The sequence below is a fragment of the Pseudomonas sp. S2_F07 genome (assembly GCF_054668325.1).
Genome location: NZ_CP162758.1, coordinates 2,341,752 through 2,358,790, shown reverse-complemented (window position 1 = coordinate 2,358,790; position 17,039 = coordinate 2,341,752). Strand labels below are relative to the sequence as shown.

Here is a 17,039-nt window from a genome sequence, read left to right as displayed (position 1 = left end):
AAGTCGAAGGCGTCAGATCAGGCGACGGAGGGTTCGCCTTCACCCGCCAGCTTTCGGTTCAACTGATACCGCCACCGCACATACAACAGCGCCGAGCAAAACACCGCCAGGCTCGCGCCCATCTCCAGCAAACCGAAGATCTGCCGGTTCGGGTCATAGGCAGCCAATGCGCCCTTGATGAAATAAAGGTTCACCACAAAGCACATCCACGAATGCCCGCGAGGGCTGCCGATGATCATCCCCGGTGCCAGAATCAGCAGTGGCACCAGCTCGATCAACAGGATCACCCAGGGGCGTGCCCCGTGCAGGTCGGCAATCGCCAGGTAGTAAACACACAGCAATCCCACCAGGCCGAAAAAGCACAGCAGGCTGATGGCGCGCATCGCCTTGACCCGTGGTTCGAGCCATTCGAGGGCGGGCAGGATCTTCGGTTTCTTGGCCACCTCAGCTCTCCAGTTTCTGTGCGGTCTTGGCCAGGCGCATACCCAGCGCGCGGCACAGCGCCACTTCATGGGCATCCAGACCGCTTTTGCCGTCGGCACCGGCGTGGTGGCTTGCGCCGTATGGCGTACCGCCGCCCTGGGTTTCCAGCAGCGCCGATTCGCTGTAGGGCAGGCCGGTGATCAGCATGCCGTGGTGCAGCAACGGCAGCATCATCGACAGCAGCGTGGTTTCCTGGCCGCCGTGCAGGCTCGCGGTGGAGGTGAAAACACCCGCCGGTTTACCCACCAGGGCGCCGGTCAGCCACAGGTTGCTGGTACCGTCGAGGAAGTATTTGAGCGGTGCAGCCATGTTGCCGAAGCGGGTCGGGCTGCCGAGAGCCAGGCCGGCGCAGTTCTTCAGGTCGTCGAGGCTGGCATACAGCGCACCTTCGTCGGGAATCTCCGGGGAAACGGCTTCGCACTCGGTGGAAATCGCCGGCACCGTGCGCAAGCGTGCCTCAAGCCCTGCCTGTTCGACGCCACGGGCGATCTGCCGGGCCATTTCGTTGGTCGAGCCGCTGCGGCTGTAGTACAGAACCAGAATGTACGGTGCGCTCATGGCAACAGTTCCAGGATCTGCTCCGGTGGGCGGCCGATGATGGCCTTGTCGCCGACTTCGAGAATCGGTCGCTCCATCAGTTTCGGGTGGGCGGCGATGGCGGCGATCAATTGCGCTTCGCTCAGGCTGCTGTCGGCCAGGTCGAGGGTCTTGTACTCGTCCTCGCCGGTGCGCAGCAATTGCCGGGCGCTGATCCCGAGTTTACCCAGCAGGTTCTGGATCTGCGCGGCGTCCAGTGGGGTTTCCAGGTAGCGGACCACAGTCGGGGTCAGGCCACGGGCTTCAAGCAGTTCGAGCGCACCGCGGGATTTCGAGCAGCGCGGATTGTGATAAAGCGTCAGATCGGTCATGAGCGGGTCGCATCTTGCGTAAGGTGGCGGCTATTCTAACTGTGCAGCGCGCATTCCAGAACCGTGAGAGGCGATGGGTCGCAGGTGCATTCAATTTTTGACAAGGAACACGACATGACAAGGCGACTGGCAGCAGCATTGGCGATCATCGGAGCGTTGATGCTGGGGGGCTGCGGTAATGACTATGGCATCGACCAGGACGGTCATAAAATCGCCTCTGACCGCCTGGACGGAAAATGGCTGGTCCTCAACTACTGGGCAGAATGGTGCGGGCCTTGCCGTACGGAGATCCCGGAGTTGAACGCCCTGGCCGAGCAGCTCAAGGACAGGAAAATCGGTGTGTTCGGGGTCAACTTCGACAACGTTCAGGGGCAAGAGCTGAAGAGCGCGAGCGAGAAACTGGGGATCAGGTTCACCGTGCTGGCCCAGGACCCTTCCGAACTGTTCGAGCTGCCGCGCAGCGAGGCGTTGCCGGTGACCTACATCATCGATAACAAGGGCAAGGTACGTGAGCAGTTGATGGGTGAGCAGACGGCGGCGGGGGTGATGGCCAAGCTTGAGGCGTTGCAGGCGAAAAATTAAAGCAAAAAGATCGCAGCCTGCGGCAGCTCCTACATGGATTGTCGTACACCCTGTAGGAGCTGCCGCAGGCTGCGATCTTTCAGGGGATCAGCCCTCCTCAAGCCACCAACGCAGCGGCTTGCCTTCGGCTGGCCAGAAGCGCATCTGCTCGATCGGGGAGACGTCCCAGCGCTGGACATTTTCCAGCGCCTGGAGGAAGCGTTTTTCCTGTTCCATCAGCGCTGGCGCGCACAGTTTGCGGGTGCTGCCGATTTTGCCGAAGGTCAGCTTGTGGCCTTCGAGGGTGTACGGTGCGAACCAGTGGTTGCAGCCGCCATTGCCGTAGGCCCGGCCGTCTTCGCCGAGGGTGATGGTCAGGTGGCTGTAGTCCATCAACGGCCGCTCGCCGATCCACTCCAGAATGTAGCTGCGGTTCTGTTGCAGTTGCACCGGCTCGGCGGCGCAACCCAGCAGGCTGGCGCCGACCATGGCGCTCAGAGCGAGGCGTTTCATCACGCAGGCTCCTGGCATTTCGGGCACAGGTGTTTCTCGCCGACGCTGGTCCAGCCCAGCTCGGCAATCCGCGCGGTGGCGGCAGGCTTTTCGGCCTTGTTGCCCAGCTTGGCATCGACGGCGAACTCGAAGCTCAGCTCTTTGGCGCAGCTGTCACAGTTCACTTGCCAGGTGTGGATGGCCAGTTCGCCGAACACCGGGCCACTGGCTACCGCGACCCATTGGCCGGGCGGGTTGATCAGGTGGCGAACCGTTTCGACGGTCAGGCGCATGGACAAGTCCTTGGCACCCTTGAGGGTCACGACCAGCACGTCATTGTTGCGAATCGAACCACCGTTGCCGGTGACTTGATAGCGCCCCGGCACCAGGGCGCGGCATTCGGTGAGGGTGTGTTGCGGGTTCATCAGGCTGTAGCGGAAATCGTGTTCGACCATGGGTCCTCCAAATATGCGCGATATGCTAGCACGGGCTTGCACGCCGCATCGCGCAGGCAGATGACCTTCGATCCGTTTCAGTCTCCCGTCACCAGGTTTTCCGGGGTGCCCGCCGTCCAGGCTGCAATGTTGCGCAACGTGGTGGCGGCAATCGCATCCAGCGCTTCGCGGGTCAGGAAGGCCTGGTGCGCGGTGACGATCACGTTAGGAAAGGTCAGCAGCCGTGCCAGCACATCGTCTTGCAGTGGCAGGTCGGAGCGGTCCTCGAAGAACAACTGCGCTTCTTCCTCATACACATCCAGCCCCAGGTAACCCAGGCGACCGTCTTTCAAGGCATCGATCAGCGCCGGGGTGTCCACCAGGCCGCCACGCCCGGTATTGATCAGCATCGCACCCGGTTGCATGTGCGCCAGGGACTCGCGGTTGATCAAGTGCTTGCTCTGCTCGTTGAGCGGGCAGTGCAGGCTGATGATCTGCGATTCGGCCAGCAGTTGCGGCAGGCTCAGGTAGCGAGCGCCGAGGGCTTCGACCTGTGGGTTGGGGTAGGGGTCGTAGGCCAGCAACTGGCAACCAAACCCGCTCATGATTTTGGCGAAGGTGGCACCAATCTGACCGGTGCCGACCACGCCGACGGTCTTGCCCACCAGGTCGAAACCGGTCAGCCCCTGCAGTCTGAAGTCCCCGTCTCGGGTGCGGTTGTAGGCGCGAGGCAAGCGGCGGTTGAGTGCGAGGATCAACGCTACCGCATGTTCGGCCACCGCGTGGGGCGAATAAGCCGGGACGCGTACGATGGCCAGTCCCAGACGTTTTGCCGTCGGCAAGTCGACATGGTTGTAACCGGCCGAGCGCAGGGCGATCAGGCGCGTGCCTCCAGCGGCCAGGCGTTCGAGCACTGCCGCGCCGAGGTCATCATTGATGAACGCGCAGACCGCTTCATACCCTTGGGCGAGCGCTACCGTGTCGAGGCTCAGGCGCGCAGGCTGAAATTGCAGCTCGATGCCGGCCGGCTGCCCGGCCGCGAGAAAACTGTCGCGGTCGTAGTTCTGGCTGCTGAAAAGAATCGTACGCATGCAGTGCTCCTTGAAGGTGGCCTGCGCCGTTGAGCAAGCCGGCATTCGACAGTCGTCAGGTTAGCTCGCCGGCAACCCTTGGCGATTGCGCTGCATCAAGCATTCATGCGCGCCTGGGCAGCCAGGCGATTGATTGCCCGGTCGAGCTCATCCAGTGCCACGCTGGCTTTCGGGTCCTGTTGCTTGAGCAGGGTTTCGCTGCGTTGGCAGGCCGCACGCAATTGCGGTACGCCGCAGTAACGCGTCGCGCCATGCAGGCGATGGACCCGTTCGATCAGGGCGTTGTGGTCGTTGCTTTGCTGAGCGAGGCGGATGGCTTCTCGGTCGGCTTCCAGGGACGCGAGCAGCATCGCCAGCATGTCTGCAGCCAGGTCAGCCTTGCCAGCGGCCAGGCGCAATCCTTCGTCGTGGTCGAGTACCATCAGGTCATGGGCACCCGCATGCCCATCGCCTGCGCGCTCCGGGCTGTGATTGCGCAGCGCCAGGCCGCTCCACTTGAGCACCACCTGGGCCAATTGCCGCTCGCTGATCGGTTTGGTCAGGTAGTCGTCCATGCCGCTTTGCAGCAGCGCGCGTTTTTCGTTGGCCATGGCGTGGGCAGTGAGCGCCACGATCGGCAGCGGTGTGCAATGGCGCTCGCTTTCCCACTGGCGGATTGCCTCGGTGCTCTGGCGGCCGTCCATGCCGGGCATTTGCACGTCCATCAGCACCAGATCGAATGTCTCGTTTTGCACTGCCTTGATGGCGGCATAACCGCTTTCCACCGCGAGCACCTTGGCGCCCATGTCTTCGAGCAGGGTCTGCACCAGCATCAGGTTGGCCGGATTGTCGTCGACGCAAAGCACCTTCGGGGCACGGCTGGACAACGGTTCGCCCGGCTCGCTGCGTATCGGTCGCGGGTTGACCAGGTCAGACAGGGCGCGTCGCAGCTTGCGGGTGCAAGCCGGTTTCGCCTGGAGCTGGCTGTGGGGGTTGGGCACGGAAAGATGGAACAGCGTCTGTTCCGTAGTCGGGCACAGCACCAACACCTTGCAGCCAAGATGCTCGAGGTCCCAGATGTGCTGGTTGAGGCGTTCCGGCGGCATGTCGTTACTGGTGATGCCGAGCACGGCAAGCTCGATCGCCTGGTCGGTCTGGTGGGCGGCGGTGACACCATTGGTCAGGTTTTCAAGGGTATTGAACGGTGTGGTGCTGAGGCCGCAGTCTTCCAGTTGATGCTGCAACGCCTGCCGCGCCAGCTCGTGGTTTTCCAGTACCGCCACCCGTCGCCCGAGCAAGGGCGCGCAGGGCAGGTCTTCGGCATCGTCGCGGGTTTTCGGCAGGCTCAGGCTGATCCAGAATTCCGATCCTTCCCCAGGCGTGCTGTCGACGCCGATCTCACCGCCCATCTGTTCGACCAGGCGCTTGGAAATCACCAGGCCCAGGCCAGTACCGCCGGGTTGCCGCGACAGCGAGTTGTCGGCCTGGCTGAAGGCCTGGAACAGGGCGCGCACGTCCTGGTTCGACAGACCGATGCCGGTGTCCTGAATGCTGATGCGCAACTGCACGGTATCTTCGTGTTCTTCTTCGAGCATGGCGCGGGCGACGATGGTGCCTTCGCGGGTGAACTTGATCGCATTGCTCACCAGGTTCGTCAGGATCTGCTTGAGCCGCAGCGGGTCGCCCACCAGTGACAGTGGCGTGTCCCGGTACACCAGGCTCACCAGTTCCAGCTGTTTGGCGTGGGCGGCCGGGGCGAGGATGGTCAGGGTGTCCTGGAGCAGGTCGCGCAGGTTGAACGGAATATGGTCAAGCACCAGCTTGCCGGCCTCGATTTTCGAGAAGTCGAGAATCTCGTTGATGATCCCCAGCAGACTGTCGGCGGACTTTTCGATGGTACCCAGGTAGTCGAGTTGGCGTGGGGTGAGCTCGCTTTTTTGCAGCAGGTGGGTGAAGCCGAGAATGCCATTGAGCGGTGTGCGGATTTCATGGCTCATGTTGGCCAGGAATTCGGACTTGATCCGGCTCGCTTCCAGGGCTTCCTTGCGCGCCAGGTCCAGCTCGATGTTCTGGATCTCGATGGTTTCCAGGTTCTGGCGCACGTCTTCGGTGGCCTGGTCGATGCTGTGCTGCAACTCTTCCTGGGCATTTTGCAGGGTGCCGGCCATGCGGTTGATGCCCGAGGCCAGCTCGTCCAGCTCCTGACTGCCGAGGGGCGGCAGGCGGGTTTCCAGATGACCGTCCTTGAGCTGGGCCACGGCCTGCTTGATCTGGCTCAGCGGCTGATTGATCGTGCGCCCCATGCGCAGGGCCAGCAGTGCCGCACCCGTCAGTCCCGCAATGATCAGTATCAGGCTGGCGAACAGGCTGCGGTAGCCCCGCAACAGCATGCTGTTATGGGACAGTTCCAGTTCGACCCAGCCCAGAAGGCGGTCGGCTTCTTCGGGAATCACGTCCCCGGCCAGGTTGCGGTGTTTGCCGAATACCGGCAGCAAATAGCGGGTCGCATCGTTGCCACTGCGGCGCAGCATCTGCGTGCCACTGCCGGAGGGGGTCTGGTTGAGCATGGTCGGGCCGGCGTGGGCCAGTAGCGTGCGATCAGGAGCCAGGAAGGTCACGGCTCGTACGTCGGTTTGTTCCAGGGCCTGGGTGGCAATGCGTTCGAGCAGTTCGTTGTCCTGATGGCCCATGGCGGGAGCCGCCAATGGCGCCAACTGCTCGGCGATCATTTCGCCACGCTGCATGAGCTGGATGTGCAGGTCCGCCTGTTGCATCCAGGTAAAATACCCCCCCAGCACCAACGCCATCAGGCTGGTTGGCAATAGGGTCAGCAACAGCACGCGGCCTTTGATTCCCAGTTTCTTGAGCACGCATCTCTCCTGCATCCCGCTATTTATAGAGCTGTACATGCATCCGCCATGCACCACTTGCGCAGTGTAGCGATTTGCTCGCGGGCAATCCTCGTAAAAATGGTGCCGTCATTCGTCGGCCCGAATGACTTAATGGCGATATGGACAAACGGTGGGTTGCCCCTGGCGAGGCAATCTTGAATAATTGCTCAACTGAGAATTATTTGCAGATAGTCATGGCTCCCATCACTGCCGCTCTCCCCCGAATCCTGTCCATCGAAGACGACCTTGTGCTCGGCGCCTACGTGCATGAGCATCTGGACCGTAGCGGTTTCCAGGTGACCTGGTGCCAGAACGGCCGGGAAGGCCTGGATATTGCCCGCAGGGAAGCTTTCGACGTGGTGCTGATGGATATTCTGCTGCCAGGCATGGACGGCCTGGCGGTGCTGACCCAATTGCGCCAGAGCCATTCCACCCCGGTGTTGTTGATGTCGGCCCTCGGTGCCGAGGCCGATCGCATCAGCGGCTTTCGACTGGGGGCCGATGATTACCTGCCAAAGCCCTTCAGCATGGTGGAGTTGGGGGTACGCATCGAAGCCATTCTGCGGCGGGTGGCACTCGACCGCCGTCCCGCACCCGCGGTGCCGGCCCCATCGATGGACAGCCTGCGTTTCGACGATGAAAGCTACGAGGTCTTTTATGGCGAACAGGCCGGTGGCTTGACCCGCAGCGAGTATCGGTTGCTGGAGACGCTGCACCGCAGCGCCGACGAAGTACTGAGCAAAGCCTTCCTTTATCAACAGGTGCTGCAACGCGGTTACGCGGCCCATGACCGCAGCCTGGACATGCACATCAGCCAGATCCGCCGCAAGCTCAAGGCCATTGGCTACACCGAGCGCGAAGTACGCACGGTATGGGGCAAGGGCTACATCCTGAGCCACGCTGATGAAGTGTAACTTGCCCGGCAGGCATTCGCTGTTCTGGAAACTGGCCTGTCTATTGGTCGCTTTCTGCCTGCTGATGATCTGGCTGAGTTGGTCCTGGGGCCGTTACATGGAGCAGCGCAACCAGTTCCTCTCCGATGAGGCCCGCGGCACCCTGGCGCGCTACGCCGCCGAAGCCGAGCAGGTCTGGCAGCAGCGCCAGAGCGCTGGTGTCGATGACTGGCTGCAAGGCATGCATCAGCGGGAAAAAGGCTGGGTCGGTGTCATCGGTGGTGATTTGCAGTCCTTGAGCAACCAATCGCTGACGGACAAGGAAGTCGAACGCCTGACCTTTTTGCGCGGCCTCGATTGGCCCATCCACAAGAAAGGTCGGCCGTGGATGCGCATACCGTTTCCCGGTGACCCGTCCGCCGGCAGCCTTGTGATCGAGCTGCCCAAGCGCTTTGTACCCGGGCGTTATCGGGTGTTCTGGCGGGTGATCACCAACGGCGTGATTCCGGGATTGTTCACCTTGCTGCTATGCGTCGGGCTGTATCGCCTGTTGGTGGTCCCGCTCAATCACTTGCGCGCGCAGGCCAATGCCTGGCGTGCCGATCAACTGAACGTACGGCTGTCGGCCCGGACCACCAATCGATCGGATGAGCTGGGTGAGTTGGGTCGGGCGTTCGATCACATGTCCGAACGCCTGCAAAGTACTGTAGCCCTGCAGCAGCAACTGCTGCGCGACCTGTCCCACGAATTGCGCACGCCCTTGAGCCGACTGCGGGTGGCCAGTGAAAGCGAGCAGGGGCTGGAGCCATTGCGCGAGCGCATCGGGCGTGAGGTCGATGGCATGCAGCGCCTGGTGGAAGACACGCTGCAACTGGCGTGGCTCGATACCGAGCGCACCCGATTGCCCGACGAAGCGATCCAGATCCAGGCCCTGTGGGAAATGCTCACGGAAAACGCCTGCTATGAAAGTGGCTGGCCCGATACGCAGTTGCAATGCACGGTGGATTCATCCTGCTGGGTTCGCGGTCATCTCAACACCCTGGCCCAGGCATTGGAAAACATTCTGCGCAATGCGATTCGGCATTCACCGGCCGCAGGCATTGTCCAATTGGGTGGTCGTCGTGATGGCGATTTCTGGCACCTGTGGCTGGAAGATCACGGCGGCGGCGTGGCGCAAGCGGATCTGGAGCGGATCTTCCTGCCGTTCACCCGGCTCGACGGTTCGCGGCCGGGGGACGGTGGATTCGGGCTGGGCTTGAGTATCGCCCGCAATGCGGTGCAGCGTCAGGGCGGACAGCTGTGGGCGCAGAACACCGGGACCGGGTTGCGCCTGAATATGCGCTTGTTGGCGGATGTTAATAGCGCCAGTGCCGACGCCTTCGCGAGCAAGCCCGCTCCCACATTGGGCGTGTTCCAACCGCAAAACGTATGATCACCCCGGTACCCTGTGGGAGCGGCGGTGCGGCGATCCGACTTGCCCGCGAAGAGGCCCTCATGTTCACCGCAAAATATCTGCTTATTCCCATAAACCATAAGCACCACACTTTGCGTGATATGGCCTGGGAACGTTTGCCGGTATGATAGTCGCCCCCGCAGTCTGGATTGCGAATACGCCATGACCTTGCAGTACCCAACCATCGCCGATTGCGTCGGCAACACTCCGCTGGTCCGTTTGCAGCGCCTGCCCGGCGCCACCAGCAATACCCTATTGCTCAAGCTCGAAGGGAACAACCCGGCGGGTTCGGTCAAGGACCGGCCGGCGCTGTCGATGATCACCCGCGCCGAACTGCGCGGGCAGATCCACGCCGGCGATACGCTGATCGAGGCGACCTCGGGCAACACCGGGATCGCCCTGGCCATGGCCGCTGCGATCAAGGGTTACAAGATGATCCTGATCATGCCGGACAACTCCAGTGCCGAGCGCAAGGCAGCCATGACGGCCTATGGCGCCGAGCTGATTCTGGTCAGTCAGGAGCAGGGCATGGAAGGCGCCCGTGATCTGGCGCAGAAAATGGAAGCCGAAGGTCGCGGCAAGGTGCTGGACCAGTTCGCCAACGGTGATAACCCCGAGGCGCACTACACCACCACCGGCCCGGAAATCTGGCGCCAGACCCAGGGCACCATCACCCATTTCGTCAGCTCCATGGGCACCACCGGCACCATCATGGGTGTGTCGCGCTACTTGAAAGAGCAGAACGACAACGTGCAGATCATCGGTCTGCAACCGATGGAAGGCTCGGCGATCCCGGGTATCCGCCGCTGGCCTCAGGAATACCTGCCGAAGATCTACCAGGCCGACCGCGTGGACCGGATCGTCGACATGGCCCAAAGCGAAGCCGAAGACGTGACCCGTCGTCTGGCCCGCGAAGAAGGCATTTTCTGTGGCGTGTCCTCGGGCGGTGCCGTGGCGGCCATGCTGCGCCTGTCCAAAGAAGTTGAAAACGCGGTGATCGTCGCGATCATCTGCGACCGTGGCGACCGTTACCTGTCGACCGGCATTTTCGACGCGCCCAACTGATGGCCAAACATGAAAGAGGCCTGCGCTTCCAGCCCACTGGCGGCAGCAAGGCCCCGCAAGTCCCGACCGGCAAAAAGCAGCGCCTGACCATCGAGCGCCTGGCCAATGACGGTCGCGGTATCGCGTTTTTCGAAGGCCGCACCTGGTTCGTCATCGGCGCATTGGCCGGTGAAGAGATCGAGGCGCGGGTGCTCGGTGCCCACGGCAAAGTGGTCGAGGCGCGTACCGAGCGGGTGTTCAAGGCCAGTGAGTTACGCCGGCCTGCACCGTGCGCCCATGCCGGCCGCTGCGGCGGTTGCAGCGTGCAGCATCTGCCCCACAACGAACAGCTTGCCCTGAAACAGCGCATGCTCGCCGAGCAGTTGTCGAGGGTCGCGGGCGTCGAACCCGAAGAGTGGGCAGCGCCATTGAGCGGTGCGGAATTCGCTTACCGGCGTCGTGCCCGAGTCGCTGTGCGCTGGGACATGAAGGCGAAAAAACTCGAAGTCGGTTTCCGTGCCGCCGGCAGCCAGGACATCGTGGGCATCGATGACTGCCCGGTGCTGGTACAGCCCTTGCAACCGATCATGGCCCGCTTGCCCCAGATGCTGCGGCGCTTGAGCAAACCCCAGGCGCTCGGGCATGTGGAGTTGTTCAGTGGCTCGACGCTGGCTGTGTTGCTGCGGCACATGGCACCGTTGTCCGACGCCGACCTGACGATCCTCAAGGAATTCTGTGCGTTCCATGAAGCCCAGTTGTGGCTGCATGGCGACGGCGAACCGCAACCGGTCGAGGCCGATCAGTCGTTGGGCTATCGCCTTGAACAGTGGGACCTGGAGTTGGCGTATCGTCCAGGGGATTTCATCCAGGTCAACGCCGCCGTTAACGAAGCGATGGTCGCCCAGGCGCTGGACTGGCTGAAGCCGACAGCGGATGAGCGGGTACTTGACCTGTTCTGTGGCCTGGGCAACTTTGCCTTGCCGTTGGCCAAGGCCGCTCGTGAAGTGGTAGCGGTCGAAGGCGTGCAGGTGATGGTCGATCGGGCCGCGGCGAATGCGGCTAGCAACAATCTGCATAACGCGAAGTTTTTTCAGGCCGATTTATCCCAGCCTTTGACAGGCGCCGAATGGGCCGCCGAAGGCTTTTGTGCGGTACTCTTGGACCCACCGCGTGACGGTGCTTTCGAGGTCGTGCGCAAGCTCAAGAGCCTTGGCGCCGAGCGATTGGTGTATGTGTCGTGCAACCCTGCAACTCTGGCGCGCGACACGGTCGAATTGATCAAGCAGGGCTACCGGTTAAAACGTGCCGGGATTCTCGATATGTTTCCTCAAACGGCACATGTCGAGGCCATGGCGTTATTTGAAGCGAGCTAGGATGCTCGTCTGGTCCGACTGGCCCGCCCGTGCAGCCGCGCACCCAGCCCGACGTGGGCGCACGGGCAACGAAGGTCAGCGATTTGACGCATTGAATCTGCGTCGTAGGGAAGGTAAGCAAGATGGTACAGGTGAGAGCACACCAGCCGATCAACACCGACGGCAGTATCAATCTCGAGGCTTGGCTCGATCATGCGGTCAGTGTCGATCTGGCACTGGATCGCGAAGCCTTGAAAGAGGCCTGCGAGTACGCTCGGGAGGCCGAACAACAAGCCAATGCGGCACAGAATCTGTGGTCGGAAGGTAACTCGACTTTCCGTACCGGGCTTGAGATCGCCGAGATCCTCGCCGATCTCAAGCTCGACCAGGACTCCTTGGTCGCCGCGATCCTGTATCGAGGCGTGCGCGAAAATCAGATCAAGTTGCCGGCCGTCAGCCAGCGCTTCGGTCCGGTGGTGTCCAAGCTCATCGACGGCGTGCAGCGCATGGCCGCGATCAGCGACAGCCTGAGCCCGCGCAAATCCCTGGTGCTGGGCACTCAGGGCCAGGTGGAAAACCTGCGCAAGATGCTGGTGGCCATGGTCGACGACGTTCGCGTCGCCCTGATCAAGCTGGCCGAACGCACGTGCGCGATCCGCGCGGTGAAAACCGCCGACGACGAAAAACGCAACCGCGTGGCCCGTGAAGTCTTCGACATCTACGCACCGCTGGCCCATCGCCTGGGTATCGGTCACATCAAGTGGGAACTGGAAGACTTGTCCTTCCGTTACCTTGAGCCCGACCAGTACAAGCAGATTGCCAAGTTGCTCCATGAGCGGCGACTGGATCGCGAGCGTTTCATCAGCGACGTGATGAGCCAGCTGAAAAACGAATTGCAGGCCACCGGTGTCGATGCCGACATCAGCGGCCGGGCCAAGCACATCTATTCGATCTGGCGCAAAATGCAGCGCAAGGGTCTGGAGTTCAGCCAGATCTACGACGTGCGTGCCGTTCGCGTGCTGGTGCCGGAAATGCGCGATTGCTACACCGCGCTCGGCATCGTTCACACCCTGTGGCGACACATCCCGAAAGAGTTCGACGACTACATCGCCAACCCCAAGGAAAACGGCTATCGCTCGCTGCACACGGCGGTAATCGGGCCCGAGGGCAAGGTGCTGGAAGTGCAGATCCGCACCCATGCGATGCACGAAGAAGCCGAACTCGGCGTTTGCGCGCACTGGCGCTACAAGGGCACCGACGTCAAGTCCGGTTCCAATCATTACGAAGAGAAAATCTCCTGGCTGCGCCAGGTGCTCGAATGGCACGAAGAGCTGGGCGACATCGGTGGCCTGGCGGAACAGCTGCGGGTCGATATCGAGCCGGACCGGGTCTATATCTTCACCCCGGACGGTCACGCCATCGACTTGCCGAAGGGCGCGACCCCGCTGGACTTCGCCTACCGCGTCCACACCGAAATCGGTCACAACTGCCGTGGCGCCAAGATCAACGGGCGCATCGTGCCGCTCAACTACAGCCTGCAAACCGGTGAACAGGTCGAGATCATCACCAGCAAGCACGGCACCCCGAGCCGCGACTGGTTGAACCCGAACCTGGGCTACGTCACTACGTCGCGGGCACGGGCCAAGATCGTTCACTGGTTCAAGTTGCAGGCTCGTGACCAGAACGTCGCGGCCGGTAAAACGCTGCTTGAGCGCGAGCTTAATCGCCTCGGTCTGCCGGCGGTGGATTTCGACAAGCTGGCCGACAAGGCCAATATGAAAACCGCCGAAGACCTGTTCGCGGCCCTCGGTGCTGGCGACTTGCGCCTGGCGCAACTGGTCAACCTGGCGCAGCAACTGGTCGAGCCGGAGCGTGGCAACGAACAGCTTGAACTCATACCGCGCAAGGCCACTGGCTACAAACCGGGCAAGCGCGGCGATATCCAGATCCAGGGCGTCGGCAACCTGATGACCCAGATGGCCGGCTGCTGCCAGCCGCTGCCGGGAGATGCCATCGTCGGTTACATCACCCAGGGCCGCGGGGTGAGCATTCACCGCCAGGACTGCGCCTCGGTGCTGCAACTGAGCGGGCGTGAGCCAGAGCGGATCATCCAGGTCAGTTGGGGCCCGGTGCCGGTGCTCACCTATCCGGTGGACATCGTCATCCGCGCCTACGACCGTTCCGGGTTGCTGCGTGACGTCTCGCAGGTCTTGCTCAATGAGCGAATCAACGTGCTGGCGGTCAACACTCGCTCGAACAAGGAGGACAACACTGCGTTGATGTCCCTGACCATCGAGATTCCGGGGCTGGATGCGTTGGGGCGGTTGTTGGGGCGGATTTCCCAGTTGCCGAACATCATCGAAACCCGGCGTAACCGTACGCCATGATCGGCACCCTTGTAGGAGCTGCCGCAGGCTGCGATCTTTTGATCTTGTTTTTTAACATCAAAAGATCGCAGCCTGCGGCAGCTCCTACAGGGGCCTGCGTCTAAATGAGATTGTCGATGCACAGCCTTGAAGACCTGCTTCACCTGATGAACCGCCTGCGCGACCCGCAGTACGGTTGCCCGTGGGACATCAAGCAAACTTACGCCACCATCGTCCCCCACACTCTGGAAGAAGCCTACGAAGTCGCCGACGCCATTGAGCGCGGTGATTTCGATCACTTGCAGGGTGAGCTCGGTGACCTGTTGTTCCAGGTGGTGTATTACAGCCAGTTGGCCCGGGAAGAAGGGCGCTTCGAGTTTGATGGCGTGGTCGACAGCATCACCCGCAAGCTGATCCGTCGTCACCCCCATGTGTTCCCTGCGGGCGATCTCTATGCGCCACTGGATGTCCCGCGCCTGAGCGAAGAGCAGGTCAAGCAGCGTTGGGAAGAGATCAAGGCCGAGGAGCGCGCAGAGAAGTCCTCGGCGCCCGAACAGCTGTCATTGCTCGATGACGTCCCCGCTGCATTGCCGGCGTTGTCACGTTCGGCGAAATTGCAAAAGCGCGCGGGGCAGGTCGGGTTCGACTGGCCGGACGCCTTGCCGGTGCTCGACAAAGTGCGTGAGGAGCTCGATGAAGTCCTTGAAGCCATGTCGGAAAATGATCCCGAGGCCGTGGCCGACGAGATCGGTGACCTGCTGTTCTCCGTGGTGAATCTGGCGCGGCATCTCAAGGTTGATCCGGAAACCGCACTGCGTGGCGCCAACGGCAAGTTTGAAAGACGCTTTCGTTTTATCGAACAGGCATTGCGCGACACCCGCCGTCCCATGGAAGATTGTACCCTCGAAGAGTTGGACGCCTTGTGGGGCGAAGCCAAACGTCAGGAAAAGAATTTGCCCAGCTGCGGTTGAGCAGTGGCCTAAGTGAGTAATAAGCACCATGAGCATTTCCCTTCGCGACCAGTTGCTCAAAGCAGGGCTGGTCAACCAGAAGCAGGCCAAGCAGGTCAGCAAAGACAAGCAGAAACAGCAACGCCTGGCCCACAAAGGCCAGATCGAACTGGATGACTCCCAACAGCGGGCGGCACAGGAAGCCATGGCCGAGAAGGTCAAGCGCGACCAGGAGCTCAACCGCCAGCAGCAGGAAAAGGCCGAGGCCAAGGCCCGTGCCGCGCAGGTCAAGCAATTGATCGAAGTCTCGCGCCTGCCGAAATTGACGACCGAGGATTACTACAACTTCGTCGACGACAAGAAGGTCAAGCGCATCTGCGTCAACAACCTGATGCGCAACAAGCTCAGCAGCGGTTCTCTGGCCATCGTGCATCACGCCGGCGGCTACGAAGTGATTCCGCGCGAGGCGGCGCTGAAGATTCAGGAGCGTGACCCGCAACGCATCGTGCAGTTGAATGTGCAGACCGAAGAAGTCAGCGTCGAGGACGATCCGTACGCGGCCTACAAGATCCCTGATGATCTGATGTGGTAAATAGTTCGCCAGTACTAAATATTTGCTAGTACTTTGCAGGATTAAAAATTTGAACCCGAAAGCTCGTATCGATACGATCTTTCGGGTTTTCTTTTGCCAAAAATAATCGCTCTTGAATGAGTGGTTAGCTGTTTGGCGGGAGGAACTAATGGAATGAATTTAAATGGATAAGGATATCTTTGATGCTGGTAAGTATCGCTTCGTTACGTCAACCCACTTTCAAATCGCAGTTGTCGCACCCGCGAATGCCCGAACAATCCATTCTCGATTATCTGGACAGTGAACTGGCCGAGCGCGCTTACCTGGTGCGCCGAAAAATCAAGATCGCTGCTAAGACCGCCCGTGAGAAACATGGTGAGACTGCGTGTGTTTTCTTTACCCTGCCTGAGTTTTTCTGGAATATTCCCTGGCACCAGATCCGCAGTGAAGAAGAACTGCACGAGCTGAGTTCTGCATACCTGGAGAAGGTACCTGAGTGTGTGACGCTGTTGATCAGCGAACTACCAATGGAGCAATACGGCAAGATCGTTTTGCTGGCGGGAAGCTGTGCGACGCTTATCAAGGTAGGAGAGGGGGAGTCGAGTTACTACGATGTTATCAATTACATGCTGACAATTACCAACAAGGAATATGAGGTCGATATGCCATTGATGTCGATGTGGCCGAAACGCTACGTATCAGGTATCGATTTCGGCAACCATGTTGGCGATGAAGACGGCTATTGGTTATTTAAGTTGTTTGACGAGGTTGTAGTCAGGGTAAAGGCAGTGAGTAGTGTGCGGGCCGAGCATAGTTATTTTGGTGGATATGAAGGGATGTTTATTAACAGCCTCGTTCCGGGCTGCCCATTCAGTATCAATTTATGTCTCGATTATGCAGAGTTGAAAGACGGTGAGCGGGACAAGGAAATTGAACTGACGGGGGCGAAGATCGATTTTCTGATTGCCTGCGGCATGAAATTCAACTACGGCAAACTGCATCCGTCTTCGCTCCAGTACGCGATCCGTAATGACGGCGCGGGCGACGGTGAATGCGAGGTGGTGAAACTTGAAGCGGGGCGGATCGTCAGTGTTGTCCCTGCGCTGGTGATCGACGACTCCCTTCATTTGGCGGCTGTTCACATTACCTGAGCCAAGTGGCCCGGTTGCAGCCTGCCCCTGCGTGGGGGGGCAAGCTGCAAGTCTGTAGAGTCTGTCCTCAACCGGTTGCGAGCTCGCGTTTGCGCTCGAGCATTTCCAGTTCGGCCCTGTAGTTTTGCGCGTCGGTCTCGGAGTGGAACATCCCGACCAGCAGGTCTTGTTGATGCACGTCCCAGATCCGGATACCGGCGGCTACACCTTCGTGGGATTTATGTGAATCGTCGCGTTCAGTTACTTTTACAGTCATCTGCTAGCTCCAATCTCTGTTATCTGCAGCAAGGCGTGTGCAGGACTCTGTTATAGAGTTTGGTAGCTTGCTAAGTAAATGATTGGGTTTGGTAAGGGTTTTTTGCAAAAACGGCAACAGTGCTGCAGCCCGCGGAATCCGCGACATTCAGTTGCAGGGCATTT

At 60.6% G+C, this 17,039-nt stretch carries 17 protein-coding genes; 9 read left to right on the top strand and 8 right to left on the bottom strand.

Annotation, left to right across the window (positions count from 1 at the left end):
* Window positions 1-17: 17 nt before the first annotated feature.
* From AB4O40_RS10490 to arsC, 3 genes are read right to left on the bottom strand one after another with little or no spacing between them, the layout of a single operon-like run.
* Entirely contained in the window at window positions 18-443 is a 426-nt protein-coding gene (locus tag AB4O40_RS10490; RefSeq protein ID WP_056728024.1) for a DUF2069 domain-containing protein, read from the bottom strand.
* 1 nt (window position 444) lies between these two features.
* Window positions 445-1,041: an NAD(P)H:quinone oxidoreductase gene (wrbA, locus tag AB4O40_RS10485; RefSeq protein ID WP_046043016.1), complete on the bottom strand. Its 597-nt coding sequence runs from the start codon at window positions 1,039-1,041 to the stop codon at window positions 445-447.
* A complete protein-coding gene (gene arsC / locus AB4O40_RS10480; RefSeq protein ID WP_056728022.1) occupies window positions 1,038-1,391 on the bottom strand; it encodes an arsenate reductase (glutaredoxin) in 354 nt (117 codons plus the stop codon). The genes wrbA and arsC overlap by 4 nt, the downstream gene beginning before the upstream one ends.
* Before the next feature lie 114 nt (window positions 1,392-1,505).
* Here arsC and AB4O40_RS10475 point away from each other — a divergent pair, with 114 nt between their 5' ends.
* A complete protein-coding gene (locus AB4O40_RS10475) occupies window positions 1,506-1,973 on the top strand; it encodes a TlpA disulfide reductase family protein (RefSeq protein WP_056728020.1) in 468 nt (155 codons plus the stop codon).
* Window positions 1,974-2,060: 87 nt separating this feature from the next.
* Here the strand turns inward: AB4O40_RS10475 and AB4O40_RS10470 are convergent, their stop codons facing one another.
* From AB4O40_RS10470 to AB4O40_RS10455, 4 genes are all read right to left on the bottom strand, one after another.
* On the bottom strand, window positions 2,061-2,465 hold the full coding sequence (locus tag AB4O40_RS10470; RefSeq protein WP_056728018.1) for an META domain-containing protein: 405 nt from the start codon (window positions 2,463-2,465) through the stop codon (window positions 2,061-2,063).
* A complete protein-coding gene (locus AB4O40_RS10465) occupies window positions 2,465-2,899 on the bottom strand; it encodes a hypothetical protein (RefSeq protein WP_056728017.1) in 435 nt (144 codons plus the stop codon). The genes AB4O40_RS10470 and AB4O40_RS10465 overlap by 1 nt, the downstream gene beginning before the upstream one ends.
* Before the next feature lie 77 nt (window positions 2,900-2,976).
* Complete coding sequence (locus tag AB4O40_RS10460) at window positions 2,977-3,969, bottom strand: 2-hydroxyacid dehydrogenase (RefSeq protein ID WP_056728015.1); 993 nt, start codon at window positions 3,967-3,969, stop codon at window positions 2,977-2,979.
* A gap of 95 nt (window positions 3,970-4,064) precedes the next feature.
* A complete protein-coding gene (locus AB4O40_RS10455) occupies window positions 4,065-6,818 on the bottom strand; it encodes a response regulator (RefSeq protein ID WP_223541048.1) in 2,754 nt (917 codons plus the stop codon).
* A 215-nt stretch (window positions 6,819-7,033) separates the two neighbouring features.
* Here AB4O40_RS10455 and AB4O40_RS10450 point away from each other — a divergent pair, with 215 nt between their 5' ends.
* The 8 genes from AB4O40_RS10450 (at window position 7,034) to AB4O40_RS10415 (ending at window position 16,619) form a co-directional block, all read left to right on the top strand.
* Entirely contained in the window at window positions 7,034-7,753 is a 720-nt protein-coding gene (locus tag AB4O40_RS10450) for a response regulator transcription factor (protein ID WP_056728012.1), read from the top strand.
* Window positions 7,743-9,164 carry a sensor histidine kinase gene (locus AB4O40_RS10445; RefSeq protein WP_223541050.1) on the top strand — a complete coding sequence of 474 codons (1,422 nt, stop codon included), beginning with the start codon at window positions 7,743-7,745 and terminating at the stop codon, window positions 9,162-9,164. Before AB4O40_RS10450 ends, AB4O40_RS10445 begins: the two co-directional genes overlap by 11 nt.
* A 183-nt stretch (window positions 9,165-9,347) precedes the next feature.
* Window positions 9,348-10,250 (top strand): cysteine synthase CysM, encoded by a 903-nt coding sequence (gene cysM, locus AB4O40_RS10440; RefSeq protein WP_056728010.1) that lies wholly within the window; start codon window positions 9,348-9,350, stop codon window positions 10,248-10,250.
* Window positions 10,250-11,602 (top strand): 23S rRNA (uracil(1939)-C(5))-methyltransferase RlmD, encoded by a 1,353-nt coding sequence (gene rlmD, locus AB4O40_RS10435; RefSeq protein ID WP_056728009.1) that lies wholly within the window; start codon window positions 10,250-10,252, stop codon window positions 11,600-11,602. Before cysM ends, rlmD begins: the two co-directional genes overlap by 1 nt.
* Window positions 11,603-11,724: 122 nt before the next feature.
* Window positions 11,725-13,968, top strand: a complete 2,244-nt coding sequence (gene relA / locus AB4O40_RS10430; RefSeq protein WP_056728008.1) for a GTP diphosphokinase — start codon at window positions 11,725-11,727, stop codon at window positions 13,966-13,968.
* Between the two features lie 116 nt (window positions 13,969-14,084).
* Entirely contained in the window at window positions 14,085-14,918 is an 834-nt protein-coding gene (mazG, locus tag AB4O40_RS10425; RefSeq protein ID WP_056728007.1) for a nucleoside triphosphate pyrophosphohydrolase, read from the top strand.
* Between the two features lie 28 nt (window positions 14,919-14,946).
* Entirely contained in the window at window positions 14,947-15,489 is a 543-nt protein-coding gene (locus AB4O40_RS10420) for a DUF2058 domain-containing protein (protein WP_056728006.1), read from the top strand.
* Between the two features lie 182 nt (window positions 15,490-15,671).
* On the top strand, window positions 15,672-16,619 hold the full coding sequence (locus AB4O40_RS10415; protein WP_056728004.1) for a hypothetical protein: 948 nt from the start codon (window positions 15,672-15,674) through the stop codon (window positions 16,617-16,619).
* Window positions 16,620-16,686: 67 nt separating this feature from the next.
* On the opposite strand, the gene AB4O40_RS10410 is transcribed toward AB4O40_RS10415, so the two are convergent.
* Complete coding sequence (locus AB4O40_RS10410) at window positions 16,687-16,875, bottom strand: hypothetical protein (RefSeq protein ID WP_056728002.1); 189 nt, start codon at window positions 16,873-16,875, stop codon at window positions 16,687-16,689.
* Between the last annotated feature and the right edge of the window lie 164 nt (window positions 16,876-17,039).